Genomic DNA, 17147 nt, shown 5'->3' with positions numbered 1-17147 from the left:
GTTGATGTTTAAATCCCACCGCGCCCGGGCCGGGCCCGGGCCGGGCCCGGGAACCCCCGGGCCCACGGAACGCCCCGGCGCCCCTGGCAACCAGGGTCGGCCGTTCGTCAGAGCAGGGCGCGGAGCTTCTCCGCCAGGAGGTCCCAGCGCCAGCTCTCCTCGACCCAGCGGCGGCCTCGTTCGCCCATGCGCCGCCGGAGTTCGGGGTCGTTCAGCAGGGTGACGATACGGTCCGCGGACTCCGCGACCGCCGCATCGTCCGTGCCGCCGCGTACGACCCAGCCCGTCTCGCCGTCGAGTACGGCGTCGGGCGCGCCGCCCGAGTCGCCCGCGACGACCGGGAGGCCCGTCGCCGACGCCTCCAGGTAGACGATCCCGAGGCCCTCGACGTCGAGTCCGCCGCGGCGGGTGCGGCACGGCATGGCGAAGACGTCGCCCGCCCCGTAGTGGGCGGGGAGTTCGGCCCACGGCACGGAGCCGGTGAAGCGTACGGAGCCGGCCACGCCGGTACGGTCGGCCAGCTTCAGCAGATCGTTCTCGTACGGGCCGCCGCCGACGATCAGGAGGACGGCGTCGGGCACCCGGGCGAGGATCCGCGGCATGGCCAGGATGAGGGTGTCCTGGCCCTTGCGCGGCACCAGCCGGGAGACGCAGACCACGACGGGACGGTCCGCGAGGCCGAGCCGCCCGCGGACCGCGGGGCCGCCCGAGTCGGGGTGGAAGGTCTTCTCGTCGACCCCGGGCGGCAGCTGCACCATTCGGGCCGCCGCCTCGGGGGTGAGCGCGGCGGCGATCCGGGAGCGGGTGTACTCGCCGAGATAGGTGATGGTGTCGGTGCCCTCGCCGATCCGCCGCAGCAACCGCCGGGACGCGGGCAGTTGCGCCCAGCCCGCCTCGTGGCCGTGGGAGGTGGCGACCAGCCGTTCGGCCCCGGCCCGGCGCAGGGCGGGCGCCATCAGACCGAGCGGCGCCGCGGCGCCGAACCAGACCGAGGTACAGCCGTGCTCCCGCAGCAGGGCGGTGGCGCGCGCGGTGACCCGGGGCGTCGGCAGCAGCATCGTCGTACGGTCCCGTACGACGGTGAACGGCTGCTCCGCGTCGAAGGCGGCGGTCGCCTCGACGCCCTCACGGCTCCGCTTCCAGGTGGAGGCGTAGACGACGATCCGCTCGGGGTCCATCCGCAGGGCCATGTTGTGCAGGAACGCCTGGATGCCCCCGGGGCGCGGGGGGAAGTCGTTCGTCACGATCAGGGTCTTGTGCATCGCCGCCGACAGTACCAATCCCCTCCGGCCGCCCCGGAACTCCGCCGCCCGCCGCCGGGAGGGCACCGGCCCCGCCTGCCCGCGCCGCGTACCGGGTCCCGGCATCATGAGCGGATCAGATCGATGGAAATCACCATGGGACCGGACAAAGAACTGGGGGCGGTATGAAGGGCGGACGGAACGGGGGCGGCACCACACCGCGGAGCACCGTCGCGATCGCCGCGGTCTGGACCGCCACCCGCGCCGTCACGCTCCTCTGGGTGTTCCGGGTCGTCGTCCCGCCGGGTCCCGACGTCACCTCCGACGTCTCGGTGATCTACCGGGGCTGGTACGAGGTGCTGCGCACCGGTACGTACCCCATCTCCGACGTCACCTGGCAGTACCCGCCCGCGGCCGCGCTGGCGATCCTCTCCCCCGGCGTGCTCCCCTTCCTCGACTACGTCACCGCGTTCCTCGTCCTCGTCGCGGTGTGCGACGCGGCCGTCCTGGGGCTGCTGCTGGCGGCGGCCCGCCGCCCCGGCCGCTCGGTCCGGGGCGTCTGGGTGTGGGTGGCGGGCGTACCGCTGCTCGGGCCGACCGCGTACGCCCGCTACGACCTGATGGTGACCGCAGTCGCGGTCGCGGCGCTGCTCGCCGGGGTGCGGCGGCCCCGGGCGATGGGCGCGCTGGTGGCGTTCGGCGCCCTGTTGAAGGTGTGGCCGGTGCTGCTGCTCGCGGGGGTGGCCAGGGCCCGGGTGTGGTGGTCGGCGGCCCTGGCGGCGGCGGTCGTGCTCACGGCCGCCGCCGGGGTGCCGGGCGCCTTCGGCTTTCTGACGCATCAGCGCGACCGGGGTACGGAGGTGGAGTCGCTGGGCGCCCTGGTCTTCCACATCGGGCGGCTGCTGGGCGGCTGGGACGGGCGGGTGCTGCTGAACTACGGGTCGATCGAGTTCCTCGGGCCGTACGTCTCCGCGGTCTCGGCCGCCGCGCTGCTGCTGGCGGCCGGGGCGCTGGGGTGGCTGATGGTGTGGCGGCTGCGGGCCGGCGACGCGCTGCGGCGGCTCGCGCGCGATCCCGCCGTGGTGGCGGACGCGGCCCTGACGGCGGTCCTGCTGTTCATCACCACCAGCCGGGTGATCAGCCCGCAGTACCTGCTGTGGCCGGTGGGTGTCGCGGCGGTGTGTCTGCTGTACCGCCCGGCCGGGATGACGGGCCCCGCCGTGCTGGTCCTGCTGGCGTCGGCGGTGACGACGGTGGAGTTCCCGCTGCTCTTCGACCGGGTGGTGGCGAGCGATCCGGTGGGGGTGCTGCTGCTCCTGGTCCGCAACGGGCTGCTGGTCGCCGCGACCGTCTGGGCGGGCCGGCGGCTGTGGCGGGCCACGGCGCCCGGTCCCGTACGGCCCGTTCCGGACGTCGCGGTCCCGGTTACTCCAGCCGCTGCCGCAGATAGTCGCGCCAGCGGGTGGTGAACTCGCCGGGACCGAGCCCCAGGATCTCGATCATCGCCTTCTCCACCGAGACCCGGCGGTCCGCGCCCCCGCCGATCTGCCGGTAGAACCGCAGCAGGGCCTCCTCGCCCCACTTGGCGGCGATCAGCTCGCAGGCCAGCCAGCCGCTCTCGTAGGCGCGGGCGAGTCCCGCCGGGTCGCCGCCGAAGGAGAAGTCCTCGTCGGGCGGGAGTTCGGCGGGCAGTTCGCCCAGCCGGACGGCGCGCTGCAACTCGGGGGCCTTCTGGCCGGTGGTCCTGGGCGTGTCCCGGTAGGCCACCCAGTCCGCGAACCCCTCCGAAAGCCACAGCGGGGTCGCCGCCGATGTCGCCGTCCGGGTGGCGACATGGGTGGTCTCATGGGCGAGGACCACGCTCTGTCCGAAGTCGCCGAGCAGGTCGTACGCGGCCGGGTTCACGATCACCCGGTCGGCGGGGACCGCCGCGGTCGTCCCGGTCTCCCCGGTCGTCACGGCCGCGATCCCCTGGTACGCCGCCCCTGGCGTACCCAGCAGCGCCCCCATCTCCTCGACCGAGCGGGGCACGAGGACCACGACGCGTCCGGCCCACGGGGAGCGCCACGCCGCCGAGACGACGGGCACCGTACGGTCCACCAGGTCGGCCAGCGCCCGCAGCCGGTCCTCGGGCTGTCCGACGGCGAGGACGAGCGAGTCCCGCCCCCGGACCACGGTCACGGCGCCCTGCTGCCACAGCTGCTCGGCGGCGCCCCGGCCCGGCCGGTCGGAGGTGATGAACCAGCGCCCGTCGCGCAGTCCCAGCTCCATCGACCGGGGGACGACGACGGGCACCGAGTCGTAGCCGCTGATCCGGTAGTGGAGTTCGGCCTCCGCGTACACCTTGCCGCCGTCCCGCCGTACCTTGCCGAGCCGGTACGCCCACGAGTCGACGGGCACATCGGCCAGGTTCCGGAACGTCCGCCGTTCGGCCGCGCGCAGCACGGTCTGCTCGGCGGCGACGACCGCCAGATACTCCTCCTCGTCGCGTTCCTGCAGCGCGGCGGCCCGGAGGTTGAGGGTCTCCTGCACCAGGTCGACGGTATGGCCGGACGCCGTCGGTTCCGCGGTACAGCCGCCGATCCCGCCGACCCCGCCGAGCAGGGCGGCGACGGCCGAGACGGTGAGGGTGCGTCTGCCCACCGCCCGCCCGGGAGATTCCGGCGGGTCCGCCCGCTCCGCCGGATCCGTTCGTTCCGCCCACTTCGGCCCCTCGCGCACCGCCACCCGGCCGATCGTACGGAACCCGGGCACCGGTGGCCCGGTGTTCAGACCCGTGTGACCGAAGAGACGGGCATCATGCCCACCGGGTCGTAGCGGACGGCCGCGCCGGGGTAAGGGGCGTGGACGACCTGCCCGTTCCCGACGTACATCCCGATATGGCTGGCGTCGTTCCGATAGGTCACCAGGTCGCCGGGGCGGGCCTGGGAGAGCGGCACCCGCCGTCCGGCGTACCGCTGGGCCTGGGAGGTGCGGGGCAGTCCGACGCCCGCCTGGGCGTACGACCACTGGGTGAGCCCCGAGCAGTCGAAGCCGGACGGGCCGTTGGCGCCCCAGATGTAGGGGCGGCCCACGGCGCTGCGGGCGGCGTCGACCGCGGCGGCGGCCCGGGCGGAGGACGGGGCCTCGCCCCCGGCGGGCCCGAGGGAGCCGCGGCCGGAGCGGGAGGAGCGGTCGTAGGCGGAGCGCTCGTCGGACGGCAGGGCGTTCAGCAGCCGCCGGGCGGCGGCGAGTTTGCGTTCCACGGTCCGTTTGTGGCGGGCGACGGCGGCCCGGGACCGGTCCAGTTCGGCCAGGTCGCGGCCGGCCTCGGCGCGGCGCTGGGCGAGTTCGCGCTGGGAGCGCAGATAGGCGTGGAGGGTGCTGGTCTGCCGGGTGCCGACCCGCTCCAGCATCTCGGCGTCGCGGAGATAGCTCTCCGGGTCGGCGGAGAGCAGCAGCATCAGCGCGGGGTCGGCGCCGCCGAGCCGGTACTGGGCGCCGGCGACCGCGCCGAGCGCGCCCCGCATCCGGTTGACCCGCTCCTGGCCGCGGGCGAGCGCCTCCTGGGCGGCCGTGGTCCGGTCCCTCAGCTTCCCGGCCCGCTCCCCGGCCAGGTTGTACTCCTCGGTGGCCCGCTCGGCTTCGGCGAGCAGCCGGTCGACCCCGGCCCGGGACGCGACCGGGCCGTCGGGCGCGCCGGTGGCCGGCGTGGCACCCAGTGCCGCGGCGGCGGCCGTCGCGGCGGCGGAGAGCACGGTCACCCGGGCGCTGTGGGTGAGACCGGGCGATGAGGGCCGTCGATGGGACGCCACGGGCCGCGCTCCTTCTGGGTACGGGGAGTCGTGCGCGGCAGACAGTAGCCCGGTGGGCGGTGGGCGCCAACGACCGTACGGGCGGCCCACGGCGGCGCCCCGCCGGGAGACCACAGGTCACCGGCGGGGCACGGGGTCGGCTCCGGGGGCGCAGATTCGCCCGTTCGGGCGGTATGCCCGGGTGTGGCGTAACCAGCCCCGGGTCGGGCCGGTCAGACCCGGACGCCGAACATGAACGGCATGTTGTTGATGGACTCGTACCGCACCACGGCGCCGGTGCGCGGCGAGTGGAGGATCTGACCGTTGCCCGCGTAGAAGCCGACATGGTGCAGATCGTCGTAGAAGAAGACCAAGTCGCCCTGCTTGAGCTGGCTCTGGGAGTTGATCCGCTGGCCGATGTTGGCCTGCGCCTGGGAGGTGCGCGGGATGGGGCGCCCGGCCTGGGCGAAGGACCAGGAGGTGAAGCCGGAGCAGTCGAAGGTGTTCGGGCCCGCGGTGGCGTACTTGTACGGCGAGCCGATCTTGCCCTGTCCGATGGCGAAGGCGGCCATCCCGTACGAGGATCCCGGCGCGGTCTTGCCGAGGTCGGGGCGCTCGCCGGAGGATCCGGTCCGGTCGGCCCGGGTCTCCTCCTTCTTGATCTCGGCCCGTTCCTTCGCCGTGAGGGAGTTCAGCAGCTTCTGCGCCTCGGCCAGCTTCGTCTGGACCTCGCGCTTCTTCCCGGCCAGCGTCTCGCGCGTCTCGGCGAGCGTCGTCAGCTTGCCCTGGGCTTCCTTGCGCTGCTGGGCGAGGGCGCGCCGCTTCTCCTGGATCTCGTCGATGGCGTCGCTGTGGCGGCTGCCGATGCGGTCGAGCGCGGACGCCTTGTCGAGATAGGTGTCCGGGTCGCCGGAGAGGAGGAGTTGGAGCGTCGGGTCGATACCGCCGGAGCGGTACTGCGCGCTGGCCACGATGCCGAGGCTGTTCCGCAGGTCGTTCAGCTCGTCCTGGCCGCGGGCGACCCGGTCCTGAACGGCGTCGACCTGCTTCTGGAGCTCGTCCTGCTGCTCCTTGGCGCCGTTGTACTTCTCGGTGGCCTGCGCGGCCTCCCCGTACAACTTGTCGACCTTCGCCTTGACCTCGCCCTTGCTGGGCGTCGGGGCGGCGTTGGCGGCCTGGGAGGTGAGGGCGACGGCCGCGGCGGCGGTGGCGCCCATCACGGTGACACGGGTGCGGCCCGGCCGCTTGGGACGACGGTGAGACGCCACGGAGACGGGCTCCTTCTCCTCGGGACCGCCTGCCGGGTACGGGAACACGCCCCCGGCTCCGCTCCGACAACTCCCCCGGGTATCGGCCGGCGGAAACGGGCTCGGCAGTTCCTTCGCCGAGCACCCCGGCTGGGTGGTCAACCGTGCGAAGGTTCGAGGCCCGACCCTAGTGACCTTCTTGTGATCAGTTCAAATCCCCATCGGAAAAAATCCGGGCGGACACGCATTCTTTACCGTCAGCACCGATCGCCCCGGGGGTGGCTATCCGGACGTCCCACCCCATGACCACCAAATCGGGCACCGACCGGGACGTGGGGAAGCCGTACCAAGTGCGGACGGGCATTCGGGCAGAGGTGCGGACAGCGGTTCGGACAGCGGTTCAGACCCTGGAGAGCCGCTTCAGCAGCAGCAGGGACGCCACCGGGCGGGCCCCCGCCTTGGCGACGCCGTCGGCGACCTCGCGGTCGGTGGAGACCACCACGAGCGGCCGCCCCGGCGGCTCCGCCCGGACCAGCTGACGGATCAGCTCGTCCGCGGTCACCCCCGGCTTGGAGAAGAGCACCCGCACCCCGCGCGGCGGGGCGAGCAGGACCGGCGCCGCCAGCTCGGCGCCGTCGAAAACGCAGGTGATCTCGGCGCCGGTCTGGGCGGCCAGAACGGAGAGCCCGCCCAGCAGCCGCAGCCGCTGCTTCTCCAGCGGCATCGTGGGATAGCCGGTCTTGGTGACGTTGTAGCCGTCGACCACCAGATGGACCTGGGGCAGTGCGAGCAGCTGGTCCAGCAGGGCGGGGTCGGTCTCCGACAGGGCGCGGGCCGCGATGTCCTTGGGCGACATCCGGCCGGGCGCCACCGCGTCCACGGCGTCCGCGGGGCGCGTCGACGCGGGCGGCAGGGCCAGTTCGCGGCGGAGGCCCTGCGCGGCGTCGAGCACGGTGTCGAGGAGGAGGCGCAACCGCATGTCCTCGACGGAGCGGCCCTCGCGGGCGGCCCGCCGGCCGGCTTCGACGGCGGCCTCGGCCTCGGCGAGCCTCGCCTTCAGCCGGCGCGTCTCGCTCTCCGCCGCCGATACCTGCGTCGCGGCCTCCGCGCGGATCCCGTCCAGCTCGGTGCCGGCCCGGCGCAGGGCGGCCTCGCCGCGCTTGATGTCGCTCTCGGCGCTGCGCAACCGCCGCCGAAGCGATTCCGCTTCCCTCCGGGCCGTCTCCAGCTCGGTACGGAGCCGTTCGGTCTCGGTCCTGGTCAGCGAGCGGGCCTCGGCCAGCTCGTCGCGGAGCCGCTCCAGTTCGCGCCGGCCGGCCTCGTCGGCGCGCTCGGCGTCGGCCCGCTGGGCCTCCTCGCCCGCCGCGGCCACCAGCTTCACCCATCCGGTGGGGCGCAGGACGTACGCGGCGGCGGCCACGTCGAGCGGATCGGCGGCGGCGGGCGGGGCGCCCGCCGCCAGCGCGGCGCACAGCTCGGGCTGCGCCGCGGTGATCCGTTCGCCGATGCGCCGGCGGAAGACGGGGTCGCTCTCCAGCGCCGCCGCCATCGCGTTGCCCGCGAGCTTGGCCCGCCGGGAGGGGGTGAAGCGGGCGTACTGCCGCAGCTGCCCCGGCAGCTCCGCGACCGTCAGCCCGCCGAAGGCGTCGGCGACCAGCGACACGACCCTGCGCCGGACGCCTTCCGGCAACGGCCGGTCGAGCGCCTCCGCGGTGTCACCGGCCGGTCCGGCCGGCCGGTCACCGCTCTCCGGCTGCTCCACGATCCGTCACCCCATAACCCGTCACCCGAGGACCGGCCGCCTCCGCTCAGGAGGCAGCGCCGGGCCTGTCCACCAGCTCGATCTGATCCACGGCGTTGCACCAGCGGCAGCGCACGGACTCGATGGTCTCACTGAGCACCTCCCGCTCCTCGACGGCGGGCTTCCCGGCGAGGTCCAGATGGACGTACTCCACGACCTTGGACGAGCGCGTCACATCGAAGCGGGTGAGATTGCCGCAGAGCGTGCAGCGCCAGCGGGTGTCCGCGGTCGGCGTGGGCACCGTCGTCATCGTTACGTCCGTCCTGTTCGTCACGGGTTCCATCCGGCTTGCGTAGCAGATTGTGCGGTTGATCCGGTCACCGCGGTGCGCCGTCGAACTGCGGGTGTACTCCTCGTAACTCTATGGCCTCGCGGGGGTCCGGCGGCACGGCGAGGCAACCTGTACCGGTTGGAACCGTTACGTCATGATCCGTCCATGACTCCTCGGCAGCGGTCGTCCCGGCCCGCGTTCGGCACGGAGGCGCGAGCGGCGCGAGCGGCGCGAGCGGCCCGGACGGTGCGCGGCTGCGCCTCCGCCGTGGCCGACGGCCCCCGGGTCACCTGTGCCCTGATCGCCGTGTGCTGCGCCGTCTTCCTGGCCGGGCCGGTGTCGGGCCTCGCGCCCGGCTACGGCTCCGGGGACGCCCTCGCCGCCGCCCAGGGCGCGTACTTCGCGCGCTGGGGAGTGATCCCGGCCCGGCTGGCGGACGGTACGCCCGGTGCCCTGACCACGCCCCTGACCGCCCTCTTCGTCCACGGCAACTGGCTGCATCTCCTCGGGAACATGCTCTTCCTCTACGTCTTCGGCGCCATGACGGAGGAGCGTCTGGGACGACTGCGGTTCACCCTCCTCTACCTGGGGGCCGGTGCCATGGCACTGGCGGTGTACGCGATCGCCCACGCCGGCTCCGAGCAGCCGCTGGTGGGGGCGTCGGGGGCGATCTCGGCGGTGCTCGGGGCCTTTCTGGTTCTCTTCCCGAAAGCCCGGGTCACCAGTCTTTTCCCGTTCCTCTTCTTCCTGCCGCTGCGCTTCCCCGCCCGGGTGGTGCTGGTCTTCTGGTTCGCGCTCCAGTGGCTGGCGGCGACCGGGCTCGGCCGGGGCTCGCCCGCGGTGGCCTATCTGGCACATCTGGCGGGCTTCGCGATCGGCTTCCTCTACGCGTGGGGAGGATTCCGGCGTCGGGCAGGGCCTAGAGTGAAGGCCCCAGCAGCGGCCACCGAGGGAGACAGCAAGCCGTGATCACCGCGATCGTGCTCATCAAGACCAGTGTGGACCGCATTCCCGAGATCGCGGACGAGATCGCGGCGCTGGAAAGCGTGAGCGAGGTCTTCTCGGTGACCGGGACGTACGACCTCATCGCGATGGTCCGGGTCGCCCGGCACGAGAATCTCGCGGACATCATCCCCGGCCGGATCAGCAAGGTCGAGGGCGTCATCGGCACCGATACGCATGTCGCGTTCCGTACCTACTCGCAGCACGATCTCGAGGCCGCGTTCGCCATCGGACTCGATTCCTGACGCCCCGGCGGGCGACGCGCCCGCGATCCTCGTCACAGCCGCCCCGCCAACCCCCCCACCAGCGGCTTCATCTCCAGGACACCTGAGGATGAAGAATTCTTCATCCCGTTCTCATCCGGACGCCGCCCTGCGCCTCCCACCATCGACATCATGCTCTTCTCCCACCGCATCGCGGCCCTGGTCGCCGTCGTCGCGATCCCCCTCGGGATCGCGGTGACCAGTTACGCCCTCACCGACAGTTCCGACACACCGAAGGTCCCGCCGAAGGTGAAACTCGAGTCCGGTACGCCCAGCGGCTCGCCGGGCAGCCACACCGGCAACAGCGGCACACCCAAGGTCCCGACCGGTGACGAGACCGTGGCGCCGCCGGTGAGCGAGAACCCGCCGGGCGACGACGACGCGCCCTCGTCCACCCCGCCCCGGGGCGGATCCGGCGGCAAGACCACCCAGCCGGGCACCAACAACGGTGGCGGCGGCAACGGCGGTGGCGGCAACGGAGGCGGCAGCGGCGGTGGGAACACCAACCCGAACCCGGGCAACGGCGGGGACGACGACGGCCCGGGGGGCGACGACTTCGGTGACGACGGCTGAACCACTGCGCCGCTGGGTCACCGCACGCGTCCAGACGGTCTCCGCGCGAGCCCGCATCCTGCTGTGGCTCCTCATCGTCATGGCCGTGGCGCTCGCCGCGGTCGCCGTGGCCACCAGATCGGTCCTGCTGCGCGACGCCGACCAGCGGATCAACGGTCTCCTGGTGCAGGAGACCAATGAGTTCGCCAACTTCGTGCGGCAGGGCTTCGACCCCGGCACCGGGCAGCGGTTCACCGACCCCAACCCGCTGCTGCGGGTCTTTCTGATGCGCCAGTACCCGGACCCCGACGAGGAGTTGATCGGACTCGTCCACAACCCGGTCAAGGGCAAGCCGGACAAGAAGGAGCAGGGCCGCGACCACGGGATGCGCCATCCCCTGGTCAAGGACGACGCGTCACTGAAGAAGGTGTTCGACGCCGAGGCCACATCGGGCACCCTCCGCAGGCCCGAGGGCGAGGTCCGCTGGGCGAAGATCCCCATCGAGTCGGGGAACGGCCATCCCCCGGCGGCGTTCGTCGTCGCCGTCCATCCCGCCGGCGAGCGGGAGAAGGCGACCGACGTCTTCCAGATGCTGCTCGGCATATCCGGGGTGGCCCTGCTGATGACCACCGGGATCGGCTGGGTCGTCGCGGGCCGCATCCTGCGTCCCGTACGGCTGGTCCGCACCACCGCGGCCCAGCTCACCGAGCAGGATCTGACCCAGCGCATCCCGGTCCAGGGCCGTGACGACATCGCGGCCCTCGCCCAGACCTTCAACGCGATGCTGGACCGGCTGGAGCGGGCGTTCGCGGCCCAGCGGGAGTTCGTCGACGACGCGGGCCACGAACTGCGCACCCCCATCACCATCGTCCGGGGCCATCTGGAGCTGATGGGCGACGACCCGGCCGAGCGGGAGCAGACGGTCCGGATCGTGATGGAGGAACTCGACCGGATGAGCCGGATCGTCGAGGACCTCCTGCTGCTCGCCAAGACCGAGCGGCCGGACTTCGTCGCCCCCGAACCCGTGCAGATCGGGGAGCTGACCGCCGATGTCTTCGTCAAGGCCCGCGCCCTGGGCGAACGGGACTGGCAGCTCGCCGAGGCCGTCGACGCCGAGGTCGGGCTCGACCCCCAGCGGATCACCCAGGCGATGGTCCAGCTGGCCCAGAACGCGGTCCAGCACACCGTGCCGGGCCAGCGGGTCAGCATAGGATCGCGGAACGAGGGCGACCGGATCGAGCTGTACGTCGCCGACAGCGGCCCCGGCGTCCAGCCGCAGGACGCCGAGGTGATCTTCGAACGGTTCCGGCGGGGCACGGCGCGCCGGGGCTCCCGGGCCACCGGCGCGGGGCTCGGACTCGCCATTGTGAAAGCCATCGCCGAAGGGCACGGTGGACGGGTCGAACTGCGTCCCACCGAGGGCGGCGGCGCCACCTTCGTCCTCGTACTCCAGAAGGAAACCACGCAGTGAACCGGATACTCATCGTCGAGGACGAGGAACGCATCGCCGCGTTCGTGGAGAAGGGACTGCGGGCCAACGGCTTCACCACCTCCGTCGTCCACGACGGTGACGCCGCCTTCGACTACGCGATGACGGGCGGCTTCGACCTCGTCATCCTCGATATCGGGCTGCCGGGCCGGGACGGGTTCACCGTCCTGCGCCAACTGCGCGAGGCCCAGGTGTCCGTACCGGTGATCGTGCTCACCGCGCGGGACTCCGTCCGGGACACGGTCGCCGGCCTGGAGGGCGGCGCCGACGACTGGATGACCAAGCCCTTCCGCTTCGAGGAGCTGCTGGCCCGGGTCCGGCTGCGGCTGCGGACCGCCGCCCGCGCACCCGAGGTCACCGTATTGCGCAACGGCGAGCTGACCCTCGATCTGCGCACCCGGCGGGCCCGCTCGGGCGAGCGGACCGTCGATCTGACGGCCCGGGAGTTCGTCCTTCTGGAGCTGTTCCTGCGCCACCCGGGGCAGGTGCTCTCCCGGGAGCAGATCCTCTCCCATGTCTGGGGCTACGACTTCGACCCCGGCTCCAACATCGTGGACGTCTACGTCCGGGCGCTGCGCAAGAAGCTGGGCGCCGACCGGGTGGAGACCGTACGGGGCATGGGATACCGGCTGCCGGAGTAGCCGGCTTCGGCGCGGTGCCCGCCCCGACCTCGCGTTCCGGCCTCCCGTCCCCGCCGCCGTCCCCCGCCGCCGTCCCGCGCCGCCGGACATCACCCGTTCGCCGCGCTTGGTGAAACTCCTTTCATCAACGGCTCATGAAGTGCTCACCGCGTCGATGAACCCTCATAGGCGTGACACTGAACCTTCGACAGGCCGCGACCCTCTGTGTGGCGCTCAGCATCTGCGCGCTGCTCGTCGTTCCCGGCAACTTCCCCGGCCTGAACGGCGACGCCCGGATCACCCTCGGCGTCTTCGCCATCGCCACCTGCGCCTGGATCGGCACCCCGATCGACGACACCTATATCGCGCTCGGCGCGGGGCTGGCGCTCACGGCGACCGGGGTGATCACCAGCGACACCCTGTTCGGAACCCTCGGTGACGATACGGTCTGGCTGCTGATCTGCGCCTTCGTCCTGGCCGCCGCGGTGGCGCGGACGGGGCTCGCGGGACGGGCCGCGGCCTTCCTGGTGACGGGTGCCCGCAATGTCCGCCAGCTGGTTCATCTGACCACCGCGGCGCTGGTCGTCACGGCCTTCGCGGTCCCCGCCACCTCGGGCCGCGCGGCGCTCGCCCTGCCCGTGTTCATCGCGCTGGCGAGGGCGCTGGCCGACCGGAAGCGGCTGGTCGTGATGCTGGCGCTGCTGTTCCCGACGGTCATCCTGCTCTCCGCGGTGGCGACCCTGATCGGCGCCGGAGCGCATCTGATCACGGTCTCGGTGCTCTGGGAGGCCACCGGCGAGAGCATCGGCTTCGCCGAATGGCTGCTCATCGGGCTGCCGCTGGCGATCGTCTCCTCCCATCTCGCCGCCGAGGTCGTGGTGCTCACCACGACGAAGCGGGCGGACCGCGAGGGCCCCGTGCACATCACCGCCGAGCAGATCCAGGAGCACACCGAACAGCCCGTCACCGGCCCCTGGTCACCGGCTGAGGCCCGGTGCGCGCTGCTGCTGGCGACCGTGGTCGCGCTCTGGTGCAGCGAGCCGCTGCACCGGGTGCCGCCCGCCGTGGTCGCGCTGATAGGGGCCATAGTGGCCGCTTCCCCGGCGCTGGGGACCGTACGGCTCAAGGACGCGCTGAAGACCGTGCCGTGGTCGATGCTGCTCTTCATGGCCGCGACGATGGCGATGGGTGTCGCGCTCGCCGACTCCGGGGCCGCGAAGTGGCTGGTCGGCGGGGTGCCGCTGGATGTGCCCGCCTGGGCGTTCCTGGCGGTCGTGGTGGCGGTGTCGACCGTCGCGCACCTGGTCCTCCAGTCCCGTTCGGCGCGCTCGTCGGTCCTGGTGCCGCTGGTCGTGGCCGCGGCCGTGGGCGCCGGGGTCAATCCGGTGGCGGCGGCGCTGGCGTCCACGGCGGCGGCCGGGTTCTGCCACACCCTGCCCGCGTCCGCCAAGCCGGTAACCCTCTACTCCGACATACCGGATATCCCCACCTACACCCCTCGGGATCTGCTGCGGATGTCCGCGTTCCTCGCCCCGCTCACGGCCGCGCTGGTGCTGCTGTTCGCGGTGGCCGTCTGGCCGCTCGTCGGCGTGCCCGTCACCCCCTGAACCGACTTTCCTCTCCACCCTCGTACCGGGAGTTCATACGATGCTGACCCGATTCGCCATCGCCCCCAGCGGTTTCAAGGAGTCCCTGTCCGCGCAGTCCGCCGCCGAGGCGATCGCCGCGGGCGTCCGCCGGGTCGTCCCGGGCGCGGAGATCGACCTCATCCCCCTGGTGGACGGCGGCGAGGGCACCGCCGCCGCGCTGGCCGCCGCGTCCGGGGGCCGGCTGGTCGAAATGACCGCGACCGGTCCCACGGGCAAGCCCGTCGCCACCCACTTCGCGATGCTCGACAAGTACACGGCCGTGGTGGAGATGGCCGCGGTCGCCGGTCTGTCGCTGGTGCCGCGGGACCTGCGGGACCCGGGCGCCACGACCACGTACGGCGTCGGAGAGCTGATCCGCGCCGCCCTCGACGAGGGCGCCCGGGAGATCCTGGTGGGCTGCGGCGACTCCGGCACGTCCGACGGCGGCGCCGGGGCGCTCCAGGCGCTGGGGGCCAAGCTGCTGGACGCGGACGGCGCGGAGCTTCCGCACGGCGGCGGCGCGCTGCTCTGGCTCGACCGGATCGATGTCTCCGGCCTCGACCCCCGGCTGCGCAGGACCGATATCCGGGTCGCCTGCAATCCGTTCAACGTACTGTGCGGGGAGCGGGGCGTGGCCCGGGTCTTCGGGCCGCAGAAGGGCGCGAGCCCCGAGCAGGTCGAGCTGCTGTCGGCCGGTCTCGAACACTGGGCCGACGTCCTCACCCGCGATCTGAAGGTACGGGCCGATCTGTACGAGGGCCCGGGTACGGGCGCCTCCGGCGGGCTCGGCGCGGGGCTCGCGGCGCTGGGCGCGTCGCTGCTGCCCCGGTTCGAGGTCCTCCTCGACCATCTCGACCTCGACGCCCGGCTGGCCCGCGCCGATCTGGTGCTCACCGCTGAGGGGGCGCTGGACCACCAGACCCCGCGCGGCAAGGTCCCCGCCGAGGTCGCCAGGCGCGCCAAGCGGTACGGGCGGCCGGTGCTGGCGCTGGCGGGCACCATCGGGGAGGGCGCCCACCAGGTGCGGTCCGCGGGGGTGGACGCGTACAGCTCGATCCTGCCCGCGCCGGTCACGCTCTCCGAGGCGCTCGGTCGCGGCGGGGAGTTCCTCACCGACGCGACCGAGCGGGCGCTGCGGATGGTGCTGATCGGGACCCGGATCCCGGAGCGTCAGCCGGTCGGCGCGGTGGCGGCGGGACCGCTGCCGGCGCCGGTGGTCGGGTCGGGCACGCACCGGCCGTCCTCGGTGCGGTAGCTCCACCGGGCGCCGTCGGTGACCAGCTCACGGACGGCGCCGACGAAGCGGTCCACATGCTCGTCGGGGGTGCCGGCGCCGAAGCTGACCCGGATGGCGTTCAGGGACCGCTCGCCCGGCTCGGCCTCGGGGGCGCCGCACTCCCCCGGGTCCTGCGGGTCGCTGCCGAGCAGGGTACGGACCAGGGGGTGGGCGCAGAACAGTCCGTCGCGGACCCCGATGCCGTACTCGGCGGAGAGCGCGGCGGCGAAGTGCGAGCTGTTCCAGCCCTCCACGACGAAGGAGATCACCCCGACCCGGGGGGCGTCGTCACCGAAGAGGGAGAGGACCTTCACCTCCGGTACCTCGGCGAGCCCGGCGCGGACCCGGGCGACCAGCGTCTGCTCGCGGGCGACGAGCGAGTCGAACCCGGCCTCGGTGAGGGCGCGGCAGGCGGCGGCGATCGCGTAGACGCCGATGACGTTCGGCGAACCGGCCTCGTGGCGGGCGGCGGTGGTGTGCCACTCCACCTCGACCCCGCCGTCGGCCCGGCGGGCCACCTTGCGGGAGGCTCCGCCGCCCGCGAGATACGGCTCGGCGGCGGTCAGCCAGTCCGCGCGGCCGGCCAGGACACCGGAGCCGAAGGGCGCGTACAGCTTGTGCCCGGAGAAGGCGATCCAGTCCACGTCGAGGTCCTGGACCGACACCGGGTGGTGCGGCGCGAGCTGGGCCGCGTCCAGCACGATCCGGGCGCCGTGGGCGTGCGCGGCGGCGGCCAGCTCCCGTACCGGCCACAGCTCGCCGGTGACATTGGACGCGCCGGTGACGCAGACCAGCGCCGGACCGTACGGCTCCCGGTCCGCCAGCGCCCGCTCCAAGGTCGTCACGGCCTCGTCGGGGGTGCGCGGCGCGTTGAGATAGGTGACGCGGGCGTCCCGCCACGGCAGCAGCGACGCGTGGTGCTCGGTCTCGAAGACGAAGACCTGGCAGTCGGCGGGCAGCGCGGCGGCCAGGAGGTTGAGCGAGTCCGTCGTGGAGCGGGTGAAGACGACCTGGTCGCCGTCGCGGCAGTCGAGGAACTCGGCGACCGTGCGGCGGCTGTTCTCGAAGAGGTCGGTGGAGAGCTGCGAGAGATAGCCCGCGCCCCGGTGGACACTGCCGTAGTACGGAGCGTACGCGGCCACGTCGTCCCACACCCGGCGCAGGGCGGGGGCGCTGGCGGCGTAGTCGAGTGCGGCGTAGGTGACTTCGCCGCCGGTCACCAGCGGCACGGTGACATCGGCGCCGAGGACCGGGAGGGGCTCGGTGGCGGTGGCGGTGGCGGCAGCGTCGGTGGACTGCGGACAGGTCGAGGCGGACGCGGATGCGGACATGACGGAACTCCCGGTGGGGCGAAGCGGAATGGAGGCATAGGCGCTCCGCACGGCACGCCGCGGCGGGCCCGGGCCCGGCCGACGGGCCGGTTCGGGGTACGCGGGGGTACGGAGGGTGTGCTGAAGAAGGGGCTTCGAGCCCTATCGCATTCGCTTGCTCACGAGACTGCTCCCTCGAGGACCAGGACCCCAAGGTGACGCAGGGGTCCGCGCTTGCCGCGGGCCTCGCTGCCCACGGCCTGGTCTTCACCCGGGGCACCCCGCCACGGACGGAGGGTTGCCGGACAGCGGGCCGGGGCCGTAGTCGCTGTCGCTCATGACCTGGCCAGAACGGTATGCGACGCACCGCAACCCCGCAACCCCGTCCGGTATCCGGACACCCCCGCCCCCGGGGCCCCCGTCCCCACGGGAAGGGTTCTGCGCCTCACCGTTCGCGGCCGACCGCGGCCCGTCTGTGGCTGTTCGCGCAGTTCCGCCCCCTATGCCTTCGGCGATGGGGGGACCCCCAGCGCCTTGGCTACCCGGGGCCGGGCCCAAGACCGGACGCGTCCGGCATCCACAGGCGATCTTCGGCCCGCAGCCCGGTGGTGGGCTTGTCGCGCAGTTCCCCGCGCCCCTAAAAGCCTCCACCTCCCGCAGGACGGTACGTCGGG

At 73.2% G+C, this 17147-nt stretch carries 15 protein-coding genes and 1 riboswitch; of the genes, 8 read left to right on the top strand and 7 right to left on the bottom strand.

Annotated features, from left to right (window positions below; all coding sequences use genetic code 11):
- Positions 1-107: 107 nt before the first annotated feature.
- Entirely contained in the window at positions 108-1262 is a 1155-nt protein-coding gene (locus tag ACFXG1_RS31210; RefSeq protein WP_384745553.1) for a glycosyltransferase family 4 protein, read from the bottom strand.
- 164 nt (positions 1263-1426) lie between these two features.
- On the opposite strand from ACFXG1_RS31210, the gene ACFXG1_RS31205 reads away from it, so the two are divergent.
- Positions 1427-2710, top strand: coding sequence for a glycosyltransferase 87 family protein (locus tag ACFXG1_RS31205; RefSeq protein ID WP_384745551.1), 1284 nt, complete (start codon positions 1427-1429; stop codon positions 2708-2710).
- Here ACFXG1_RS31205 and ACFXG1_RS31200 read toward each other — a convergent pair.
- The 5 genes from ACFXG1_RS31200 to ACFXG1_RS31180 form a co-directional block, all read right to left on the bottom strand.
- Positions 2667-3884: a hypothetical protein gene (locus tag ACFXG1_RS31200; protein WP_384712054.1), complete on the bottom strand. Its 1218-nt coding sequence runs from the start codon at positions 3882-3884 to the stop codon at positions 2667-2669. The two genes, ACFXG1_RS31205 and ACFXG1_RS31200, sit on opposite strands and share 44 nt — an antisense overlap.
- A 125-nt stretch (positions 3885-4009) precedes the next feature.
- Positions 4010-5035: an NlpC/P60 family protein gene (locus ACFXG1_RS31195; RefSeq protein WP_384712069.1), complete on the bottom strand. Its 1026-nt coding sequence runs from the start codon at positions 5033-5035 to the stop codon at positions 4010-4012.
- A gap of 212 nt (positions 5036-5247) precedes the next feature.
- Entirely contained in the window at positions 5248-6282 is a 1035-nt protein-coding gene (locus ACFXG1_RS31190; RefSeq protein WP_384722311.1) for an NlpC/P60 family protein, read from the bottom strand.
- Between the two features lie 379 nt (positions 6283-6661).
- Positions 6662-8023, bottom strand: a complete 1362-nt coding sequence (locus tag ACFXG1_RS31185) for an NYN domain-containing protein (RefSeq protein ID WP_384745548.1) — start codon at positions 8021-8023, stop codon at positions 6662-6664.
- A gap of 46 nt (positions 8024-8069) precedes the next feature.
- Positions 8070-8312 carry a hypothetical protein gene (locus ACFXG1_RS31180; protein WP_384723675.1) on the bottom strand — a complete coding sequence of 81 codons (243 nt, stop codon included), beginning with the start codon at positions 8310-8312 and terminating at the stop codon, positions 8070-8072.
- Positions 8313-8498: 186 nt separating this feature from the next.
- On the opposite strand from ACFXG1_RS31180, the gene ACFXG1_RS31175 reads away from it, so the two are divergent.
- The 7 genes from ACFXG1_RS31175 (at position 8499) to ACFXG1_RS31145 (ending at position 15142) form a co-directional block, all read left to right on the top strand.
- Complete coding sequence (locus tag ACFXG1_RS31175) at positions 8499-9302, top strand: rhomboid family intramembrane serine protease (protein ID WP_384723678.1); 804 nt, start codon at positions 8499-8501, stop codon at positions 9300-9302.
- Complete coding sequence (locus tag ACFXG1_RS31170) at positions 9299-9580, top strand: Lrp/AsnC family transcriptional regulator (protein WP_384723681.1); 282 nt, start codon at positions 9299-9301, stop codon at positions 9578-9580. Before ACFXG1_RS31175 ends, ACFXG1_RS31170 begins: the two co-directional genes overlap by 4 nt.
- Positions 9581-9730: 150 nt before the next feature.
- Positions 9731-10171, top strand: a complete 441-nt coding sequence (locus ACFXG1_RS31165) for a small secreted hydrophilic protein (protein WP_384745546.1) — start codon at positions 9731-9733, stop codon at positions 10169-10171.
- Complete coding sequence (locus ACFXG1_RS31160) at positions 10158-11621, top strand: sensor histidine kinase (RefSeq protein ID WP_384745544.1); 1464 nt, start codon at positions 10158-10160, stop codon at positions 11619-11621. Before ACFXG1_RS31165 ends, ACFXG1_RS31160 begins: the two co-directional genes overlap by 14 nt.
- A complete protein-coding gene (locus ACFXG1_RS31155; protein ID WP_384721052.1) occupies positions 11618-12280 on the top strand; it encodes a response regulator transcription factor in 663 nt (220 codons plus the stop codon). The genes ACFXG1_RS31160 and ACFXG1_RS31155 overlap by 4 nt, the downstream gene beginning before the upstream one ends.
- Before the next feature lie 170 nt (positions 12281-12450).
- Positions 12451-13866, top strand: coding sequence for an SLC13 family permease (locus tag ACFXG1_RS31150; protein ID WP_384721055.1), 1416 nt, complete (start codon positions 12451-12453; stop codon positions 13864-13866).
- Between the two features lie 40 nt (positions 13867-13906).
- Positions 13907-15142, top strand: coding sequence for a glycerate kinase (locus ACFXG1_RS31145; RefSeq protein ID WP_384745542.1), 1236 nt, complete (start codon positions 13907-13909; stop codon positions 15140-15142).
- Here ACFXG1_RS31145 and ACFXG1_RS31140 read toward each other — a convergent pair.
- On the bottom strand, positions 15058-16494 hold the full coding sequence (locus tag ACFXG1_RS31140) for an aminotransferase class V-fold PLP-dependent enzyme (RefSeq protein WP_384720762.1): 1437 nt from the start codon (positions 16492-16494) through the stop codon (positions 15058-15060). The genes ACFXG1_RS31145 and ACFXG1_RS31140 overlap by 85 nt on opposite strands.
- 204 nt (positions 16495-16698) lie before the next feature.
- Positions 16699-16816, bottom strand: a riboswitch (SAM riboswitch).
- Positions 16817-17147: the final 331 nt, after the last annotated feature.

It is taken from the genome of Streptomyces sp. NPDC059248 (genome assembly GCF_042753905.1).
GTDB lineage: Bacteria > Actinomycetota > Actinomycetes > Streptomycetales > Streptomycetaceae > Streptomyces.
The sequence above is the reverse complement of the archived record's forward strand: the minus strand, read 5'-3'. Positions and strand labels throughout refer to the sequence as shown.

Coding starts and splice junctions, on each gene's coding strand:
- ACFXG1_RS31180 (WP_384723675.1), bottom strand. CDS start 8,312: ATGACGACGGTGCCCACGCCGACCGCGGACACCCGCTGGCGCTGCACG.
- ACFXG1_RS31210 (WP_384745553.1), bottom strand. CDS start 1,262: ATGCACAAGACCCTGATCGTGACGAACGACTTCCCCCCGCGCCCCGGG.
- ACFXG1_RS31145 (WP_384745542.1), top strand. CDS start 13,907: ATGCTGACCCGATTCGCCATCGCCCCCAGCGGTTTCAAGGAGTCCCTG.
- ACFXG1_RS31205 (WP_384745551.1), top strand. CDS start 1,427: ATGAAGGGCGGACGGAACGGGGGCGGCACCACACCGCGGAGCACCGTC.
- ACFXG1_RS31165 (WP_384745546.1), top strand. CDS start 9,731: ATGCTCTTCTCCCACCGCATCGCGGCCCTGGTCGCCGTCGTCGCGATC.
- ACFXG1_RS31140 (WP_384720762.1), bottom strand. CDS start 16,494: ATGTCCGCATCCGCGTCCGCCTCGACCTGTCCGCAGTCCACCGACGCT.
- ACFXG1_RS31175 (WP_384723678.1), top strand. CDS start 8,499: ATGACTCCTCGGCAGCGGTCGTCCCGGCCCGCGTTCGGCACGGAGGCG.